The organism is Nocardia sp. GCM10030253 (assembly GCF_042675075.1).
Classification (GTDB): Bacteria; Actinomycetota; Actinomycetes; order Mycobacteriales; family Mycobacteriaceae; genus Nocardia.
The window spans coordinates 1-17,875 of the sequence record NZ_JBHTDL010000014.1 but is presented as its reverse complement, the minus strand read 5'-3'; the positions used below and the strand labels follow the sequence as shown (position 1 = coordinate 17,875).

Below are 17,875 nucleotides of genomic sequence, written 5' to 3'. Positions count from 1 at the left end.
AAGTGACTCCGGACAGATTTCGAAGATGAGCGAACAAACCGACGTCGCACGATCGGGGCTGACTGGAATGTTGTTGCCGCAGTTGCGCGCGCTCGCGGGGGAGCTCGGTATCCGAGGCACCTCCGGAATGCGCAAAGGCGATTTGATCGCCGCTATCAAGGAAAACCAGGCCGGAAAGTCGGCGAAGGCAGAAAAGTCCGCGCGTGGCGAGGTGAAGTCCGACGCGGACACCGCCAATGCGGCGCCGGTGCAGGCGACCCTGGATGTGATGCCTTCGGCTCCTGCCGCGGCGAACGAGGCTCCCGCTCCGTCGAATCAGGCTCCCGCTGTGGCTCAGTCGAATGAGGCTCCCGCTGCCGCGTCGAAGTCCGCTCCCTCGAGGTCTGCTCGGTCTGAACAAACGCAGGCCGACTCGGCGCAGGCCGATGCCGTGCCGACCGAGACCAGCGAGGAATCCGGCCGTGAGCCGGGTCAGCGTGGTCGTGGCAGGCAGCGTCGCGGGCGTGACCAAGCACGCTCCGGTGGCGAGACCGCGTCGGCGGAATCGCGCGGTGACGAGCCGAAGCAGGAGCAGGAACAGGGCGAACGCCGCCGCGAGCGCAATCAGTCGGGCGAGCGCAGCCAGTCCGGTGAGCGTGGCCAAGCCGGTGAGCGTGGCCAGTCCGAGCGCAACAGCCAGAACGGCAATGGTGGCCGTGGCGGCGAAGGCCGTGGCGGCGACAGCAGCCGCGGTGCTGACAGCAGCCGTGGCGGTGACGAGGACGAGGGTGGTCGCGGACGGCGGGGACGTCGCTTCCGTGAACGTCGTCGTGGTCGCGACCGCGAGGGCGGCCCAAGCACGGGCGAGGCCCGTGAGCTGGAGATTCGCGAAGACGACGTGTTGCAGCCGGTCGCGGGCATCCTCGACGTGCTGGACAACTACGCGTTCGTGCGAACCTCGGGCTACCTGGCCGGACCGAACGACGTGTACGTCTCGATGAACCTGGTCCGCAAGAACGGCCTGCGCCGTGGTGACGCGATCACCGGTGCGGTGCGCGCTCCGCGCGACGGCGAGCAGAGCAACCAGCGGCAGAAGTTCGATCCGCTGGTGCGGCTGGAGACCGTCAACGGTGGTGACGTCGAGGCAGCCAAGCGCCGCCCCGAGTTCAGCAAGCTGACCCCGCTCTACCCGAACCAGCGACTGCGTCTCGAAACCACGCAGAACAAGCTGACCACGCGTGTGATCGATCTGATCATGCCGATCGGCAAGGGCCAGCGTGCGCTGATCGTTTCCCCGCCCAAGGCGGGTAAGACCACGATCATGCAGGACATCGCGAACGCGATCGCCATCAACAACCCCGAGGTCTACCTCATGGTTGTGCTGGTCGACGAGCGTCCGGAAGAGGTCACCGACATGCAGCGTTCGGTGAAGGGTGAGGTCATCGCCTCTACCTTCGACCGGCCGCCGTCAGACCACACCTCGGTCGCGGAGCTGGCCATCGAGCGGGCCAAGCGCCTGGTCGAAATGGGCAAAGACGTTGTGGTGCTGCTCGACTCGATCACCCGATTGGGCCGTGCGTACAACAACTCCTCGCCTGCCTCGGGCCGAATCCTGTCCGGTGGTGTCGATTCCACCGCGCTGTACCCGCCCAAGCGGTTCCTCGGCGCGGCACGCAACATCGAGAACGGCGGCTCGCTGACGATCATCGCCACCGCGATGGTGGAGACCGGCTCGACCGGTGACACGGTGATCTTCGAGGAGTTCAAGGGCACTGGCAACGCGGAGCTCAAGCTGGACCGCAAGATCGCGGAACGGCGCGTGTTCCCCGCGGTGGACGTCAATCCGTCCGGTACCCGCAAGGACGAGCTACTGCTCAGCCCAGATGAGGCCGCGGTGCTGCACAAGCTGCGCCGCGTACTGACGGGCCTCGACTCGCATCAGGCGATCGATCTGCTGATCGACCGACTGAAGAAGAGCAAGAACAACCTCGAGTTCCTGATGCAGGTAAGCAAGACCGCGCCAGGCGCACTCGACGAGTGAATCCAGAGCAGGGGCTCCGTGCAAACGGGGCCCCTGCTTCGTTTCGGGATGCGCCGGGGCGAAGAAGGCCAGCCCGATGGCGGCAGCACCGCTGATCATGAAGCCGAGGACCATGGCGGTCGTTGCCGTTGCGCCGGTGGCGCTCCCGGTGTTCGAGGACTCGAAGGCCGTTGTGGCCCGCATCGCGTATGCGGAGGTCGAGCTGTTCGGGGCATCGGGTACGGCAAGCCAGCCCACCGCGACAGTGAGAATCAACAGGGCGAAGACCGCGAGCGCGATTCGACTGTTCATGAAGTTCTCCTTTCTGTCTCGGCACGACACTGTGCAATCAGGCCTCAAACTCTATGAACAGTGATGTTCGCATTCCCGAGTAGCCGACTACTCGACTTAAGGGTTCCGTAAGAGTGTGGGATCCGCGTGCCCGAACTTCCATGGGCGGGAAGAGTGGGGGAGTACTCGCGAGGCCGGGAACAAACCCGTACCGGGATGCGTTTTGGGAGCGTAGCGGCAGTTCTGGCATACTGAACGGTCGTTGCGTCTGCTCACTGAGCAGACCTCCCGCCTAGTCGGCTCCGGTTCACGTCCTAGCGATCTGCGAGGGCGACCCGGCGGCCAATATCGAGAGGACACCCATGAAGGCAGGAATTCACCCGACGTATGTCGACACCACGGTCGTCTGTGGTTGCGGCAACACCTTCCAGACTCGCAGCACCAAGGAGTCGGGACACATCACCGTCGAGGTCTGCTCGCAGTGCCACCCGTTCTACACCGGCAAGCAGAAGATCCTCGACACCGGTGGCCGCGTGGCCCGCTTCGAGGCTCGCTACGGCAAGCGTGCCGGCAAGAAGGCCGAAGCCGAAGCCGACGCCAAGTAGCTTCCTCGCCGACGCCCGGTCCTGCTCCGCAGGCCGGGCGTCGGTGCTTTTGTGTGGTCCCGGCCTTCGCCCGGGATGACGTGGAAAAACGAGAGGAAGCACTACCGTGACGCAACCGTCCGCGATCGATGACATTCTGGCCGAGCACGCGGGCTTGGAGCTGCAGCTGTCCGATCCGGCGCTGCACAACGATCCGGGCGCCGCGCGCCGGGTCGGCAAGCGGTTCGCCGAGCTGGCCCCGATCATGGCCACCTACAACAAACTGCAGTCCGCCCGCGACGATCTGGCCGCGGCCAAGGAACTCGGGGCCGACGACGCGACCTTCGCGGCCGAGGTGCCCGACCTGGAACGCCAGGTAGTCGAACTGGAGCAGACGCTCGCGGATCTGCTGGCCCCGCGCGACCCGCACGACGGTGACGACGTGGTGCTCGAGGTCAAGTCAGGCGAGGGTGGCGAGGAATCCGCGCTGTTCGCCTCCGACCTGGCCCGCATGTACATCCGCTACGCCGAGCGGCACGGGTGGAAGGTCGAGGTTCTCGACGTCACAATCTCCGACCTCGGCGGCTACAAGGACGCCACGCTGTCGATCAAGAGCAAGGACGCCGCGCGAGACGGCGTCTGGTCGCGATTCAAATTCGAGGGCGGTGTGCACCGGGTGCAGCGCGTCCCGGTGACCGAATCGCAGGGCCGCATCCACACCTCGGCCGCGGGCGTGCTCATCTACCCGGAGCCCGACGAGGTGGAAGAGGTGCAGATCGATGAAACCGACCTGCGCATCGACGTCTACCGCTCCTCCGGCAAGGGCGGCCAGGGCGTCAACACCACCGACTCGGCCGTTCGCATCACCCATCTGCCCTCCGGCATCGTGGTGACCTGCCAGAACGAGCGTTCCCAGCTACAGAACAAGGCGCGTGCCATGCAGGTGCTCGCCGCGCGACTGCAGGCGCTCGCCGAGGAGCAGGCCGACCAGGAGGCCGCGGCAGGCCGGGCCAGCCAGATACGCACGGTCGACCGCTCCGAGCGCATCCGCACCTATAACTTCCCGGAGAACCGGATCGCCGACCACCGCATCGGATTCAAGGCCCACAACCTGGATGCCGTGCTCGATGGCGACATGGATGCCCTGCTGGACGCACTGGGCAAGGCGGATCGCGAAGCCAGAATGGCCGCCGAATAAGCATCGATCAGGCAAAGTCAGCCCTATGAGTCGTGAGCCGCTGCGTCCAGCCATCAATGAAGCCGTCGAGACCTTGCGGGCGGCAGGGGTACACAGTCCGCAGGCCGATGCCGAGCATCTCGCGGCGCATCTGCTCGGCATCGAACGGACACGGCTGGCGCTGACGCCGCTGGTCGAGCCCGAGTTGCTGGCGGAGTACCGCACGCTGGTCGCCCGGCGTGCGGAACGAATTCCATTGCAGCACCTGACCGGTATCGCCTCGATGGGCGAGATCGACCTGGCGGTCGGGCCGGGGGTCTTCGTGCCGCGACCGGAGACCGAGCTGCTGTTCGCCTGGGCATTAGGCCAGCTGGAGAAGCTGCCGCACGATCACACGCCCGTCGTGGTCGACCTGTGCACCGGTTCAGGCGCCCTTGCCTTGGCCATCGCGCATGCCCGCCCGGACGCCGACGTGCACGCGATCGAGATCGATCCGCGCGCGCTGCAATGGGCACGCCGCAATGCCGACCTCCGCATTGCCGACGGGGATACCGCGATCACCCTGTACGCCGACGATGTCACCGACCCGGACCTGCTGTCCGAACTCAACGGCCGCGTCGACCTCGTGGTATCCAACCCGCCCTACATCCCCGACGCCGCCGTACTCGATCCCGAGGTCGCCGACCACGACCCGCACCTAGCCCTCTTCGGCGGCACCGACGGCCTGGACGTCATCCGCGCGATGATCCCCACCATCGCCCGCCTGCTGCGCACCGGCGCCGCAACGGCCATCGAACACGACGACACCAATGGCTCGGACCTGGCGGTTCTACTCGGCAAACAGGGCGAATTCACCGACATCGTCGAGCACCCGGACCTTGCGGGCAAGCCCCGGTTCGTCGCCGCAACGCGTAGCTGAGCTATACCGCGATGCCTTCCAACCGGCGGCAGGCTGGGGGATAGTGGCGCCGGCGCAACCCCATGACAGGATGGGGGCGTGAGTACCGTCTACGACTGCGCGGATCCAGACTCGCGCGCCGCCGGACTGACCGCAGCCACCAGCGCCCTGAAATCCGGGCGGTTGGTCGTGCTGCCCACCGACACGCTCTACGGCCTCGCCGTCGATGCGTTCGATTCGTCAGCGGTGAGTTCGCTGCTCGACGCCAAGCGACGCGGCAGGGACATGCCGGTGCCGGTGTTGGTCGGTTCGTGGCACACCATCGACGGCCTGGTCTTCTCGGTGCGCCCGCAGGCCCGCGAACTGATTCGCGCGTTCTGGCCCGGCGGGCTGAGTCTCGTTGTGCAGCAAGCGCCTTCGCTGGCCTGGGATCTGGGCGACACCCGAGGAACGGTGATGCTGCGGATGCCGCTGCACCCGGTCGCGCTCGAGCTGCTGCGTGAGGTCGGTCCGCTGGCGGTATCCAGTGCCAACGTTTCCGGGCAGCCGCCCGCCAAGACCGCCGCCGAGGCTCGCGATCAGCTCGGCGATCTGGTCGGGGTGTACCTCGACGGCGGGCCGACCGAGCATGCGGTCGCCTCAACCATCGTCGATCTCACCGCCGATCAGCCGCGCATTCTGCGCGAGGGCGCGGTATCGGTCGCCGATATCGCCGAAGTGCTCGGCCTGTCGCCGGAAGCCTTGACCGGCGCCGTGTCCCGGTGATCGGTGGACAGTCTGATCTCCTCGCGGATCAGATACTCGCTGACCCGATATTCGGGTGGGGTTCGGTCGTTCCGCTGCGCGAGCTGCTGCTGGTGCTGCTCATCTCCGCAACGGTCACTTTCCTGGCCACCGGTGGAATCCGGGTGGCCGCCATCGCTTTCGGCGCGGTTGCCGTGCCGCGCGAACGAGATGTGCACGTCAAGCCCATTCCCCGGATGGGCGGCGTCGGTATGTATATCGGCGTGGTCGCGGCCGTGCTGTTCGCGCACCAACTGCCCGCGCTGCGTCGTGGCTTCGACTATGCGCCGGACATTCCCGCGGTGCTGGTGGCGGCCACGCTCATCGTGCTCGTCGGCATCGTCGACGACCGCTGGGGCCTGGACGCACTCACCAAGTTCGCGGGTCAGGTCACTGCCGCGGGTGTGATGGCCCTGATGGGCCTGAGCTGGTACGTCATCTACGACCCGTTCAACGACACCACGGTGGTGCTGGACGCGCTGCAGAGCGGTCTTGTCACCGTCGCGATCACCGTCACCCTGATCAACGCGATGAATTTCGTCGACGGCCTGGACGGACTCGCGGCCGGGCTCGGATTGATCTGTGCGGGCGCCGTCTTCGTTTTCGCCGTCGGATTGCTCTACGACCAGGGCGGTTCGGTCGATACCTATCCGCCCGCCCTGCTCGCTGCCGCGCTGGCGGGCGCCTGCCTCGGTTTCCTGCCGCACAATTTTCAACCTGCCCGAATATTCATGGGCGATTCCGGCTCGATGCTGATCGGGCTGATGCTCGCCGCAGTATCGACGGGTGCGTCCGGCCGAATTCCGCTGAACGGATACGGGCCCCGCGACATCGTTGGTCTGCTGTCTCCGCTGCTGCTGGTCGGCGCGGTGATGTTCATTCCGGTGCTCGATCTTTTGCTGGCGATTGTCCGACGGGTGCGCGCGGGCGTGAGTTTCTCGACTCCGGACAAAATGCACTTGCATCACCGGCTGCTGCAGATCGGACATTCGCATCGGCGCGTGGTGTTGCTCATCTATTTGTGGGTCGGTGTGCTCGCTTTCGGTGCCGTCGGGACCGCGCTGATGGACCGGCGGCTGGTGGTGCTGCTGATGGCCGGTGGACTGGTTTTCGCGCTCGTCGTCACCGCCATCCCGAGCCTGCGACGCGGGGAGGCGGCGGGAGACCGGACGCCTCGCGGGTAAAGTTTTGCTCGTGAGCTTTACTCCGACACCCGTCCCCGGTCCCGACGCCCCGCTCAAAGCGGCACTGCGTTACGGCGCGATCGGGTTGATCGTGTTGGTCGTGCTCGCTGTGGCGATCGCGTCCGCGGCGGCCGGTATGCCCGGCTTCTGGGGCGCGCTCATCGGCGCCGCCATCGGCGGCGGTTTCATCCTCACCACGGCCGCCGTCGTGCTGCTCGGCGCGAAGCTGCCGCCGAGCACCGCGGGCCTGGTCATGCTGGTCAGTTGGGTCGGCAAGCTGCTTATCGCGATGGTGGTGATCGCGGTGCTGCAGAACTTCGACTTCTACAACAGGATGACCCTTTTCCTGACCGTGGTAGGCAGCCTGGTCATCGTGCTGGGGGCGGAGACGTTCGGCGTTCTGCGCCAGAAGGTTCCGTACGTGACGGTGCCCGACGCGGAGCCCGAACCGGGTACTGGCCAGTAATAAAACCCACCCACCTACACACTGTCGTAGATCTCTTGGTAAAGTGTTGGTAAGCAAGCAACCAAGGCGAGGGGGGATCCCCCGATCCCGCTGAGTGCCGCTATGCTTACTGCCGTGCCGGACTCCGAGGGGTTCCGGTTCTGCATGTCGACGATGTCGCCGACACACGTACAGACGCCAGGCGGATTCCAATCCCGCCGCACAGCTGCTGACGAAATTCGAGCCGACCTGAGTCGACTAATTGATCGTCAATGTCCGATCGAACCGTGGGTGCGACCGAACCCACGGCCCGAACACGGGAGAGAACGCTGAGCGTCACCACTTTGGCGGGCGAGTTCCACGCGCCATCGCTGTCCGACTTCTTCCCTCCAGCTTTGCTGTTCGAGGGTACGCCGTTCGAACTCGATCGACTGATGCTGATCCGTCTGATCATGACGGCAGTTCTTGTCATTGTGATGCTGCTGGCATTCCGGAGTCCCCGCCTGGTCCCGCGCGGCCTGCAGAACGTCGCTGAAACCGGTTTGGTGTTCGTCAAGGAACAGATTTGCGACGAGGTTCTCGGTAAGGAATCCGGCCGCAGGTTCTTCCCGCTGATCGCGACGATCTTCTTCACGGTCCTCTTCCTGAACTTCTCCGGCATCATTCCGGGGTTGAACATCTCGTCGAACGCCCGAATCGGCATGCCGCTGGTGTTGGCCGCGCTTGCTTACATCACGTTCAACTACGTGGGTATCAAGAAGTACGGCTTCCTCACCTACATGCGCAGCAGCATCGTGGTTCCGAATGTTCCGCCCGCCTTGCACGTGTTGCTGATTCCGATCGAGTTCGTCTCGACTTTCATCCTTCGCCCGTTCACGCTGACGGTCCGACTCATGGCGAACATGCTGGCAGGTCACATCATGCTGGTGCTGTTCTTCAGCGCCACCTGGTTCTTCCTGTTCGACGCCACCTCGTGGATGAAGGTGTTCTCGCCGTTCTCGCTGATCGCGGGACTCGGATTCACCCTTTTCGAGATTTTGGTCATCTTCCTGCAGGCCTACGTGTTTGCACTGCTGACCGCCGTCTACATCGGACTCGCGCAACACGCTGACTCGCACTGACCCGAACAACTACCGGATACCTGCTACACCCGCCGACCGGCGTGTGGGCAACAGAAAGGGAATGGAACTCATGAGCCTCGCGTACTTGGCCCAGGAAGCTGCAACCAACGAGTCGACGTTCAAGGGCTTCGGCGCCATCGGCTACGGTCTGGCTGCCATCGGCCCCGGCATCGGCGTGGGCATCGTCGTCGGCAAGGCCATCGAGGGTATCGCCCGTCAGCCTGAGCTGCAGGGCACGATCCGCACCAACATGTTCCTCGGTATCGCGTTCACCGAGGCGCTCGCGCTGATCGGCCTCGTCGCCGGCTTCATTTTCTGAGATTGCGATGACCACGCAAACTGTTCTCGCTGCGGCCACGGGGGAAGATGTCAACCCCCTGATCCCCGAGACGTACGACATCGTGTGGTCGGTGGTCTGCATTGCGATCATCGGCGTCATTTTCTACAAGTACGTGATTCCGCGCCTCATGAAGGTGCTGGACGAGCGTGCCGACAAGATCGAGGGTGGTCTCCAGCGGGCCGAGGCCGCGCAGGAAGAGGCCCAGCTGACCCTGCAGCAGTACCAGCAGCAGCTGGCCGAAGCCCGGCTCGAGGCCGCGCGCATCCGCGAGGAAGCACGCACCCAGGGCCAGCAGATCCTCGCGCAGATGCGCGCGGACGCCCAGGCCGAAAGCGACCGCATCGTCGCGGCAGGCCACAGCCAGCTGGAAGCCCAGCGGCAGCAGATCCTCACCGAACTGCGTGCCGAGGTCGGTCAGACGGCCGTCGATCTGGCGGAAAAGATTATCGGACAGTCGGTTTCGGACGAGGCCAAGCAAGCGGCTTCGATCGAGCGGTTCCTGTCCGAGCTCGACCAGTCGAATGCCGGCATCGGGGTCGGAAGGTAGCGACGCGAAAGTGAGAAGCATGTACGCAGCGAGCCGCGAGGCAAGCTCCCGGTCCCGGGAGGCGCTTCGGGCCGCTCTGACCGGAAGCGACGGTGTTGCGGCCACGACGGGGTCCGAACTGTTCGCCGTTGTCGCCGTGCTGGATGACCAGCGTTCGCTGCGTGTTGCGCTCGCGGACGTATCGGTGCCCGGCGCGGTTCGCGCCGAGCTGAGCGAGCGGGTCTTCAGCGGCAAGGTCAGTGCTGCCACGCAGGCGGTGCTGACCACCGCGGTGGCCCAGAACTGGTCGCGCACTGCCGATTTGGTCGACACCCTGGTGTTGCTCGGGCAGGAAGCGCTGCTGGAGTCGGCGGCCGACAGCGGGCGGATCGACACGGTCGAGGACGAACTGTTCCGACTCGGCCGGACCATCAGCGACAGCCCCGAGTTGGAGCAGGCACTTTCGGATCGCTCGAAGCCCGCAGTGGCCAAGCGCGAACTGATCGACCGGCTGCTCGCGGGCAGGACCGACACCATCACCCAAACCCTGGCGAACCAAGTGGTCACCCGGTCGAAGACGGGCATCGGCGAGGCATTCGACGAGCTGTCCGATCTCGCGGCCGCCCGGCGCAACCAGATCGTCGCGCATGTGCACGCGGCGATCGCACTGACCGACCAGCAGCGGGAGCACCTCGCGGTGTCGTTGCAGCGCATCTATGGCAAGCCGGTCACGGTGCACGTCCAGGTCGACCCGAGTCTGCTGACCGGTGTCATCGTGCACATCGGCGACGACGTGATCGACGGCAGCGCCACCGGCCGACTGGAACGGCTGCGTCGGGCTCTGGCTTGATGTCACAGCCTGACGACTCCTAATCCCCCGACATTCGAGACCAGACAGCGAGAGCAGGAAGACTATGGCGGAGCTGACGATCTCCACCGATGAGATCCGTAGCGCGATCGAGAGCTACACCCAGAGCTACACCCCGGAAACCTCCATCGAAGAAGTCGGTGTTGTCACCGACACCGGCGACGGCATCGCCCACGTGAGTGGTCTGCCTTCGGCGATGGCCAACGAACTGCTCGAGTTCCCCGGTGGTGTGCTCGGCGTGGCGCTGAACCTCGAGGACCGCGCGATCGGTGCGGTTATCCTCGGCGAGTACGCCACCCTCGAAGAGGGCCAGGAAGTCCGCCGTACCGGCGACGTGCTCTCGGTTCCGGTGGGCGACAAGTTCCTCGGCCGCGTGGTCAACCCGCTCGGTCAGCCGATCGACGGCCTCGGCGAGATCGAAGCCGAAGAGCAGCGTGTGCTCGAGCTGCAGGCCGCGTCGGTGCTGCAGCGCCAGCCGGTCGAGGAGCCGATGGCCACCGGTATCACCGCCATCGACGCGCTCACCGCGATCGGCCGTGGCCAGCGTCAGCTGATCATCGGCGACCGCAAGACCGGCAAGACCGCGGTCTGCATCGACGCGATCCTGAACCAGAAGGCCAACTGGGAGTCGGGCGATCCGACCAAGCAGATGCGTTGCATCTACGTCGCGATCGGCCAGAAGGGCTCCACCATCGCGGGCGTCAAGACCGCGCTGGAGGCGCACGGTGCGATGGAGTACACCACCATCGTCGCGGCCCCCGCTTCGGACTCCGCCGGCTTCAAATGGCTTGCGCCCTACACCGGTTCGGCTCTCGGCCAGCACTGGATGTACCAGGGCAAGCACGTCCTGATCGTGTTCGACGACCTGAGCAAGCAGGCCGAGGCCTACCGCTCGATCTCGCTGCTGCTGCGTCGCCCGCCGGGCCGCGAGGCGTACCCGGGTGACGTCTTCTACCTGCACTCCCGTCTGCTGGAGCGTTGCGCGAAGCTGTCCGACGCGATGGGCGCTGGCTCGATGACCGGTCTGCCGATCATCGAGACCAAGGCCAACGACATCTCGGCCTTCATCCCGACCAACGTCATCTCCATCACCGACGGCCAGGTCTTCCTCGAGTCCGACCTGTTCAACAAGGGTGTCCGTCCGGCGATCAACGTCGGTACCTCGGTCTCCCGTGTCGGTGGCGCCGCCCAGACCAAGGGCATGAAGAAGGTCGCCGGTTCGCTGCGTCTGGAAATGGCGCAGTACCGCGAGCTGGAGGCGTTCTCCGCCTTCGCTTCCGACCTGGACGCGGCCTCGCTCGCCCAGCTCGAGCGTGGCGCCCGCTGGGTCGAGCTGCTCAAGCAGGACCAGTACTCGCCGGTCCCCGTCGAAGACCAGATCGTCTCGATCTTCCTGGTCGACGCCGGTTACTACGAGTCGGTCCCGGTCGCCGACATCCGCCGGTTCAACGCCGAGCTGATCGAGGAACTGCACCGGAACGCGCCCGAGGCGTTCGAGTCGATCGCGGGCGGCAAGGTGCTGCAGGGCGACGCGGCCGACGCGATCAAGGCGGCCACCGACAAGTTCAAGCAGGGCTTCCTCGCCTCCGACGGCAGTCGCGTGGTCGAGGACGGAGCGGGCGAGCTCGAGTCCGAAGAGGTCGAGTCGCTCACCGTGACCCGCAAGCACGTCGAGAAGTAGCGCGGGCGAGCATGCGTTATTGGAATCTGGCGAATGAAGGGAGAGTGAACCGCTGATGGCAAACCTGCGTGAATTGCGCTCCCGCATTCGTGGTGTGAATTCGATCAAGAAGATCACCAAGGCCCAGGAGCTGATCGCGACCTCGCGAATCACCAAGGCTCAGGCCAGGGTTGCTGCGGCCAAGCCGTACGCGGAGGAGATCACCAAGGTTCTCGGTGAGCTTGCGAGTGCGTCGAAGAACCTCTCGCATCCGCTGCTGACGGAGCGCGCCAACCCGCGTCGCGCCGCCGTGCTGGTAATTACCAGTGACAGCGGTATGTGTGGTGGCTACAACTCGAACGTGCTCAAGCGCGCCGAGGAGCTCATGACCACGCTGCGTGGCGAGGGCAAAGAGCCGGTGGTGTACGTGATGGGCAACAAGGGCCTCATCTACTACACCTTCCGCAACCGCGCGCCCCGTGCGTCGTGGACGGGGTTCTCCCAGCAGCCGAAGTACACCGATGCGTCGGCCGCGTGCCACCACCTGGTGGACAGCTTCATGGCTGGCTCCGACGGCGAAGTTCCCGCTCCGAACGGCACCGGCAATATCGCCGGTGTCGACGAGTTGCACATTGTGTACACCCGGTTCGTCTCGATGTTGACGCAGACCCCGGAGGTGCGCCGGTTGGCGCCGATCCAGGTGAGCTACGTCGACGAGAACTTCGACATGGGTGAGGACAGCCTGTCCGATTCGGCAACCGCCGATGTGCACGCGCAGTACGAGTTCGAGCCCGACGCCGATGTACTGCTGGCGGCGCTGCTGCCCAAGTACATCAACACGCGTATCTATTCATCGTTGCTCGAGGCAGCGGCATCCGAGTCCGCGGCTCGGCGCACCGCAATGAAGGCCGCCACCGACAACGCCAATGAGCTGTCCAATGTCCTTACCAGGCAGGCGAACTCGGCGCGGCAGGCCCAGATCACGCAGGAAATCAGTGAAATCGTGGGCGGCGTGAACGCGCTGGCTTCGAGCTCGGACCGCGACTAAGCGCAGGAAGAGAACCAACCAATGACCGCAGCTGTCACACAAGACAACACGAGCCGGACCGGCGCATCCGCAGGCCGCGTCGTCCGTGTCATCGGCCCCGTCGTGGACGTCGAGTTCCCGCGGGGTTCCATCCCAGAGCTATTCAACGCTCTGCACGCCGAGATCGCGCTGGCCTCGGTGGCCAAGACCCTGACCCTCGAGGTTGCCCAGCACCTCGGCGACAACATCGTGCGCACCATCTCGATGCAGCCGACCGACGGCCTGGTCCGTGGGGCGAAGGTCTCCGACTCCGGCAAGCCGATCTCGGTGCCCGTCGGTGACGTCGTCAAGGGCCACGTGTTCAACGCCCTCGGCGATTGCCTCGACACCCCCGGCCTCGGCCGCGACGGTGAGCAGTGGGGCATCCACCGCAAGCCACCGTCATTCGACCAGCTCGAGGGTAAGACCGAGATCCTGGAGACCGGCGTCAAGGTCATCGACCTGCTGACCCCGTACGTCAAGGGCGGCAAGATCGGTCTGTTCGGTGGTGCCGGTGTCGGCAAGACCGTGCTGATCCAGGAGATGATCACCCGTATCGCGCGTGAGTTCTCCGGCACGTCGGTGTTCGCCGGCGTCGGTGAGCGCACCCGTGAAGGCACCGACCTGCACCTGGAAATGGAAGAGATGGGCGTCCTCCAGGACACCGCCCTTGTCTTCGGCCAGATGGACGAGCCGCCGGGCACCCGTATGCGCGTCGCGCTCTCGGCCCTGACCATGGCCGAGTACTTCCGCGACGTGCAGCACCAGGACGTGCTGCTGTTCATCGACAACATCTTCCGGTTCACCCAGGCCGGTTCCGAGGTCTCCACGCTGCTCGGCCGTATGCCGTCGGCCGTCGGTTACCAGCCGACGCTGGCCGACGAGATGGGTGAGCTGCAGGAGCGCATCACCTCGACCCGTGGTCGGTCCATCACCTCGCTGCAGGCCATCTACGTGCCCGCCGACGACTACACCGACCCGGCCCCGGCGACTACCTTCGCCCACCTCGATGCGACGACCGAGCTTTCCCGCCCGATCTCGCAGAAGGGCATCTACCCGGCCGTCGACCCGCTGACCTCGACCTCCCGCATTCTGGAGGCCTCGATCGTCGGTGCGGAGCACTTCCGGGTCGCCAACGAGGTGAAGCGGATCCTGCAGAAGTACAAGGAACTGCAGGACATCATCGCCATCCTCGGCATGGACGAGCTCTCCGAAGAGGACAAGGTCCTCGTCGGCCGCGCCCGTCGTCTGGAGAAGTTCCTCGGCCAGAACTTCATCGTCGCCGAGAAGTTCACCGGCCAGCCGGGTTCCGTGGTGCCGCTGACCGACACCATCGAGGCGTTCGACCGCGTCTGCAAGGGCGAGTTCGACCACTTCCCGGAGCAGGCGTTCAACAGCTGCGGTGGACTCGACGACGTCGAGGCCGCCGCGAAGAAGATCGCCGGAAAGTAGTCACCCATGGCGGAGATGTCAGTTGATCTCGTCGCTGTCGAGCGACTGCTCTGGTCCGGCCAGGCGTCGTTCGTCAGCGCGCAGACCACCGAGGGCCAGATCGGCATCATGCCGGGCCACGAGCCGCTGCTCGGCCAGTTGGTCGAGGGCGGCACCGTGACCATCGTCGACACCGACGGTCAGCGGATCGTCGCTGCGGTGCACGGCGGTTTCTTCTCGGTGACCGCAACCACGGTCCGGGTGCTCGCCGAATCCGCGGAGTTCGCCGGTGAGGTCGATGTCGAGGCAGCCCGCCGGGTGCTGGCCGACTCGGAGGCTACCGAAGGACAGCAGAAGGCGGCCCAGGCCCGAGTGCGCGCGGTCGAGCAGAACGCGAACGCGTAGTCACGCACCACCATTGAGCACGACACTGTCGGCGGCGAAGCTATTCGCCGCCGACAGCGTCGTTTCAGGGGGTTGGTACGAGACGCGGGGCAAAAGACATGGCCGCGCCATTTGTAAACTCGGGTCCGTGGTTGAATGACCGCGAGGTGTCGCCGACACGGCGGCGGAGCGAAGGGACGAACGGCATTGCAGACCGGGATGGTTCTCCTGATCATTCTGGTGCTCTTGCTCGTTCTCCTGGCGCTTGCCTCGACCTACCGCCTGATCATGCTGCGCCGCGGCGGTACGGCCGCGATTTTGCGGGTTTTGCCCGCGCGCGGCGGCCAGGGCTGGCGGCACGGTCTGATCCGATACGACGAGGATCGGCTGGTCTTCTACAAGCTGTCCAGTCTCAAACTGGGCCCCGACTCCACCATCCGACGCCAGGGCATCGAGATCGGTGACCGCCGCGGCCCGCGCGGTGACGAGTTCGACATTATGACCGAAGAACTGTCGGTGACCGCGGTGTCCGACCGCGACGGCACTTTTGAACTCGCCCTCGACCGCGGTTCGCTGGCCGCATTCCTGTCCTGGGTCGAGTCCCGCCCTTCCGACCGCACCCGCCGACTTCCAGGCCTCTGAACAGCCTGCTGTTCAGGTCCGACATCTAAGGTGGTCTTGTGAGCGAGCGCAGCGAGCGAACCATGCCACAGCGCGCGGCGCGCACGGCGGAGCCGAGCATCAGCGAGGAGGAGTCGTGAGCGTCCATCTGACGCGGATCTACACGCGTACCGGGGACGACGGGACCACTGGACTCAGTGACTTCTCGCGGGTCGCCAAGACCGATCCCCGACTTGTCGCTTACGCCGATTGTGACGAGACCAATGCGGCCATCGGTGTTGCCGTCGCACTCGGGAGCCCCGCGCCGGAGTTGTCGGCGGTGCTACAGCAGATACAGAACGATCTGTTCGACGCCGGCGCCGACCTGTCGACCCCCGTTGTCGCGGAGCCCAAGTACCCGCCGCTGCGGATTACCCAGCTCTACATCGACCGGCTCGAAGGCTGGTGCGATGAGTTCAATGCCGAACTGGCGCCGCTGAATTCGTTCATCCTGCCCGGCGGCACCCCGTTGGCGGCGCTGCTGCACACCGCGCGCACCGTCGCACGCCGCGCCGAACGCGCGGCCTGGGCCGCGGTCGAGGCACACCCGGACGACACCAGCGTCCTCCCGGCGATGTACCTCAACCGCCTGTCCGACCTGCTCTTCATCCTCAGCCGTGTCGCCAACCCCGGCGGCGATATCCTATGGAAGCCTGGCGGAGCTACGCCCGGTGCTTGATACTCGCTCGATACAAGACGACTGATTTCCCCACTACATGGGTAACTCACCGGGTACGCCCACCAACTGAGCCCGGCACCCAACCGCCGGTCCGCGACGCAAACCCCGCGACACATACCGATCGGCTGAAGACGCGGAGACGCGGGGGAGCCCGCAACTATCCTTTGCACGAAGGTGCGCCGAAAACGCGGAGAGGCGGCATGGAGAGGTTTTTGGTTACCGGCGGGAATCGACTCGTCGGTGAGGTCGCGGTCGGGGGTGCTAAAAACAGCGTCCTCAAGCTGATGGCGGCTGCCCTGCTGGCCGAGGGCACGACCACCATTACGAACTGCCCGGACATCCTCGATGTGCCGCTGATGGGCGACGTGCTGCGCGGCCTCGGCTGCGACGTGAAGATCGATGGCTCTGTCGTCACAATCAACACCCCTGCGGAGCCGAAGTACCACGCGGATTTCCCCGCGGTGACGCAGTTCCGTGCGTCGGTCTGTGTGCTCGGTCCGTTGATGGCGCGGTGCAAGCGGGCCGTTGTCGCGCTGCCCGGTGGCGACGCGATCGGCTCTCGTCCATTGGATATGCACCAGGCCGGCCTGCGCCTGCTCGGCGCGACCAGCGAAATCGAACACGGTTGTGTGGTCGCTCGGGCGGAGGAACTGCAGGGCGCCCGCATCAGGCTGGACTTCCCGTCGGTAGGGGCGACCGAGAACATCCTCATGGCGGCCGTGCTTGCCGAGGGGGAGACGGTCATCGACAACGCCGCGCGCGAACCGGACATCGTCGACCTGTGCAACATGCTGGTTCGGATGGGTGCCCGGATCAGTGGTGCGGGCACCTCGGTGCTGACCATTCAGGGTGTGGAGCGTCTTTTGCCGACCACGCACCGGGTGATCGGCGACCGCATCGTGGCCGCCACGTGGGGAATTGCCGCCGCCATGACGATGGGCGATGTCCGAGTCAGCGGCGTCAACCCGAAGCATCTGTCACTGGTGCTGGACAAGCTGCGTTCGGCGGGAGCGCGAATTTCGTTCGAGCCGAATGGCTTCCGGGTGATCCAGGCCGACCGACCGCGCGCGGTCAACTTCTCCACGCTGCCCTTCCCCGGGTTCCCGACCGATCTGCAGCCGATGGCCATCGGCCTCGCGGCGATCGCCGACGGCACCTCGATGATCACCGAGAACGTCTTCGAAGCGCGGTTCCGCTTTGTAGAGGAGATGATCCGGCTCGGCGCCGACGCACGGACCGATGGGCATCACGCGGTAGTGCGCGGTATTCCGCGGTTGTCGAGTGCGCCGGTGTGGTCGTCGGATATTCGGGCAGGCGCGGGACTTGTTCTCGCGGGACTTGTCGCCGATGGCGTCACCGAAGTGCACGACGTCTTCCATATCGACCGCGGTTACCCGAATTTCGTCGAGCAGTTGCAGGCATTGGGTGGTCAAGTGAAGCGTGTCGGTGCGGCTGATTGATCAAAACCGTTTCTGACCAGGCGATTTGACATCGTCCACGCAGGCACGTAACTTTATTCAAGTCAGAGCGACACGGACACCGACCCGGAGCCGAGAAGCCCAGCGGAAACGCTGAGCGAGAGGCGAGGGAAACGAGGTAGTACGAGGAGCGCCTGACGATCACACTAGCTCGATCGAGATCCTGGTTTGCGCCGGGGTATGCGACTGAGCTAAGCTTGAAAAGTTGCCTCACCGATCAATCAGAGTAAATCTGCACGATGGTGTGTGCGTGTGTTCTTTGAGAACTCAATAGTGTGTCGATGAATGTCAGTGCCAATTA

Annotated in this window: 19 protein-coding genes; all 19 read left to right on the top strand. The window is 65.2% G+C overall.

The features are described from left to right. Positions 1 to 25: 25 nt before the first annotated feature. The 19 genes from rho to murA all read left to right on the top strand — a co-directional run bounded on the left by rho (position 26) and on the right by murA (position 17,556). A complete protein-coding gene (gene rho / locus ACFQZZ_RS29640) occupies positions 26 to 2,020 on the top strand; it encodes a transcription termination factor Rho (RefSeq protein ID WP_378687321.1) in 1,995 nt (664 codons plus the stop codon). Between the two features lie 76 nt (positions 2,021 to 2,096). Beyond that, positions 2,097 to 2,375 (top strand): hypothetical protein, encoded by a 279-nt coding sequence (locus tag ACFQZZ_RS29635; protein WP_378687320.1) that lies wholly within the window; start codon positions 2,097 to 2,099, stop codon positions 2,373 to 2,375. A gap of 277 nt (positions 2,376 to 2,652) precedes the next feature. Further along, positions 2,653 to 2,895, top strand: a complete 243-nt coding sequence (gene rpmE / locus ACFQZZ_RS29630; RefSeq protein ID WP_328409859.1) for a 50S ribosomal protein L31 — start codon at positions 2,653 to 2,655, stop codon at positions 2,893 to 2,895. Positions 2,896 to 3,001: 106 nt separating this feature from the next. Then, positions 3,002 to 4,072 carry a peptide chain release factor 1 gene (prfA, locus tag ACFQZZ_RS29625; RefSeq protein ID WP_378687318.1) on the top strand — a complete coding sequence of 357 codons (1,071 nt, stop codon included), beginning with the start codon at positions 3,002 to 3,004 and terminating at the stop codon, positions 4,070 to 4,072. Positions 4,073 to 4,097: 25 nt separating this feature from the next. Next, positions 4,098 to 4,970, top strand: a complete 873-nt coding sequence (gene prmC / locus ACFQZZ_RS29620) for a peptide chain release factor N(5)-glutamine methyltransferase (protein ID WP_378687317.1) — start codon at positions 4,098 to 4,100, stop codon at positions 4,968 to 4,970. Positions 4,971 to 5,048: 78 nt separating this feature from the next. Next, the gene (locus tag ACFQZZ_RS29615) at positions 5,049 to 5,714 is read left to right on the top strand and encodes an L-threonylcarbamoyladenylate synthase (RefSeq protein WP_378687314.1); all 666 of its coding nucleotides are present in this window, start codon (positions 5,049 to 5,051) and stop codon (positions 5,712 to 5,714) included. Positions 5,715 to 5,761: 47 nt separating this feature from the next. Further along, complete coding sequence (locus tag ACFQZZ_RS29610; protein ID WP_378688005.1) at positions 5,762 to 6,916, top strand: MraY family glycosyltransferase; 1,155 nt, start codon at positions 5,762 to 5,764, stop codon at positions 6,914 to 6,916. Positions 6,917 to 6,926: 10 nt separating this feature from the next. After that, positions 6,927 to 7,382 (top strand): hypothetical protein, encoded by a 456-nt coding sequence (locus tag ACFQZZ_RS29605; RefSeq protein WP_378687313.1) that lies wholly within the window; start codon positions 6,927 to 6,929, stop codon positions 7,380 to 7,382. Positions 7,383 to 7,633: 251 nt separating this feature from the next. Next, positions 7,634 to 8,482 carry a F0F1 ATP synthase subunit A gene (atpB, locus tag ACFQZZ_RS29600; protein WP_378687311.1) on the top strand — a complete coding sequence of 283 codons (849 nt, stop codon included), beginning with the start codon at positions 7,634 to 7,636 and terminating at the stop codon, positions 8,480 to 8,482. 70 nt (positions 8,483 to 8,552) lie between these two features. Continuing rightward, positions 8,553 to 8,801 (top strand): ATP synthase F0 subunit C, encoded by a 249-nt coding sequence (locus tag ACFQZZ_RS29595; protein WP_364906576.1) that lies wholly within the window; start codon positions 8,553 to 8,555, stop codon positions 8,799 to 8,801. A gap of 7 nt (positions 8,802 to 8,808) precedes the next feature. Further along, positions 8,809 to 9,369, top strand: a complete 561-nt coding sequence (locus tag ACFQZZ_RS29590; protein ID WP_378687309.1) for a F0F1 ATP synthase subunit B — start codon at positions 8,809 to 8,811, stop codon at positions 9,367 to 9,369. A 19-nt stretch (positions 9,370 to 9,388) separates the two neighbouring features. Continuing rightward, positions 9,389 to 10,198 carry a F0F1 ATP synthase subunit delta gene (locus tag ACFQZZ_RS29585; RefSeq protein WP_378687307.1) on the top strand — a complete coding sequence of 270 codons (810 nt, stop codon included), beginning with the start codon at positions 9,389 to 9,391 and terminating at the stop codon, positions 10,196 to 10,198. A gap of 64 nt (positions 10,199 to 10,262) precedes the next feature. Further along, the gene (gene atpA, locus ACFQZZ_RS29580; protein WP_378687306.1) at positions 10,263 to 11,897 is read left to right on the top strand and encodes a F0F1 ATP synthase subunit alpha; all 1,635 of its coding nucleotides are present in this window, start codon (positions 10,263 to 10,265) and stop codon (positions 11,895 to 11,897) included. 55 nt (positions 11,898 to 11,952) lie between these two features. Beyond that, entirely contained in the window at positions 11,953 to 12,924 is a 972-nt protein-coding gene (locus ACFQZZ_RS29575) for a F0F1 ATP synthase subunit gamma (RefSeq protein ID WP_378687304.1), read from the top strand. Between the two features lie 21 nt (positions 12,925 to 12,945). Continuing rightward, positions 12,946 to 14,394: a F0F1 ATP synthase subunit beta gene (atpD, locus tag ACFQZZ_RS29570; protein WP_378687302.1), complete on the top strand. Its 1,449-nt coding sequence runs from the start codon at positions 12,946 to 12,948 to the stop codon at positions 14,392 to 14,394. A gap of 6 nt (positions 14,395 to 14,400) precedes the next feature. Continuing rightward, positions 14,401 to 14,778, top strand: a complete 378-nt coding sequence (locus ACFQZZ_RS29565; RefSeq protein WP_378687300.1) for a F0F1 ATP synthase subunit epsilon — start codon at positions 14,401 to 14,403, stop codon at positions 14,776 to 14,778. Between the two features lie 198 nt (positions 14,779 to 14,976). Beyond that, positions 14,977 to 15,399, top strand: coding sequence for a DUF2550 domain-containing protein (locus ACFQZZ_RS29560; protein WP_378687299.1), 423 nt, complete (start codon positions 14,977 to 14,979; stop codon positions 15,397 to 15,399). A 115-nt stretch (positions 15,400 to 15,514) separates the two neighbouring features. After that, complete coding sequence (locus ACFQZZ_RS29555) at positions 15,515 to 16,096, top strand: cob(I)yrinic acid a,c-diamide adenosyltransferase (protein WP_378687297.1); 582 nt, start codon at positions 15,515 to 15,517, stop codon at positions 16,094 to 16,096. 200 nt (positions 16,097 to 16,296) lie between these two features. After that, positions 16,297 to 17,556: a UDP-N-acetylglucosamine 1-carboxyvinyltransferase gene (gene murA, locus ACFQZZ_RS29550; protein ID WP_378687295.1), complete on the top strand. Its 1,260-nt coding sequence runs from the start codon at positions 16,297 to 16,299 to the stop codon at positions 17,554 to 17,556. Positions 17,557 to 17,875 lie beyond the last annotated feature (319 nt).

Excerpts from the sequence above, each read along its gene's own strand:
- rho (WP_378687321.1), top strand. The coding sequence starts at position 26 with ATGAGCGAACAAACCGACGTCGCACGATCGGGGCTGACTGGAATGTTG.
- ACFQZZ_RS29635 (WP_378687320.1), top strand. The coding sequence starts at position 2,097 with ATGGCGGCAGCACCGCTGATCATGAAGCCGAGGACCATGGCGGTCGTT.
- rpmE (WP_328409859.1), top strand. The coding sequence starts at position 2,653 with ATGAAGGCAGGAATTCACCCGACGTATGTCGACACCACGGTCGTCTGT.
- prmC (WP_378687317.1), top strand. The coding sequence starts at position 4,098 with ATGAGTCGTGAGCCGCTGCGTCCAGCCATCAATGAAGCCGTCGAGACC.
- atpB (WP_378687311.1), top strand. The coding sequence starts at position 7,634 with ATGTCCGATCGAACCGTGGGTGCGACCGAACCCACGGCCCGAACACGG.
- ACFQZZ_RS29595 (WP_364906576.1), top strand. The coding sequence starts at position 8,553 with ATGAGCCTCGCGTACTTGGCCCAGGAAGCTGCAACCAACGAGTCGACG.
- ACFQZZ_RS29590 (WP_378687309.1), top strand. The coding sequence starts at position 8,809 with ATGACCACGCAAACTGTTCTCGCTGCGGCCACGGGGGAAGATGTCAAC.
- ACFQZZ_RS29585 (WP_378687307.1), top strand. The coding sequence starts at position 9,389 with ATGTACGCAGCGAGCCGCGAGGCAAGCTCCCGGTCCCGGGAGGCGCTT.
- atpA (WP_378687306.1), top strand. The coding sequence starts at position 10,263 with ATGGCGGAGCTGACGATCTCCACCGATGAGATCCGTAGCGCGATCGAG.
- ACFQZZ_RS29575 (WP_378687304.1), top strand. The coding sequence starts at position 11,953 with ATGGCAAACCTGCGTGAATTGCGCTCCCGCATTCGTGGTGTGAATTCG.
- atpD (WP_378687302.1), top strand. The coding sequence starts at position 12,946 with ATGACCGCAGCTGTCACACAAGACAACACGAGCCGGACCGGCGCATCC.
- ACFQZZ_RS29565 (WP_378687300.1), top strand. The coding sequence starts at position 14,401 with ATGGCGGAGATGTCAGTTGATCTCGTCGCTGTCGAGCGACTGCTCTGG.
- ACFQZZ_RS29560 (WP_378687299.1), top strand. The coding sequence starts at position 14,977 with ATGGTTCTCCTGATCATTCTGGTGCTCTTGCTCGTTCTCCTGGCGCTT.
- murA (WP_378687295.1), top strand. The coding sequence starts at position 16,297 with ATGGAGAGGTTTTTGGTTACCGGCGGGAATCGACTCGTCGGTGAGGTC.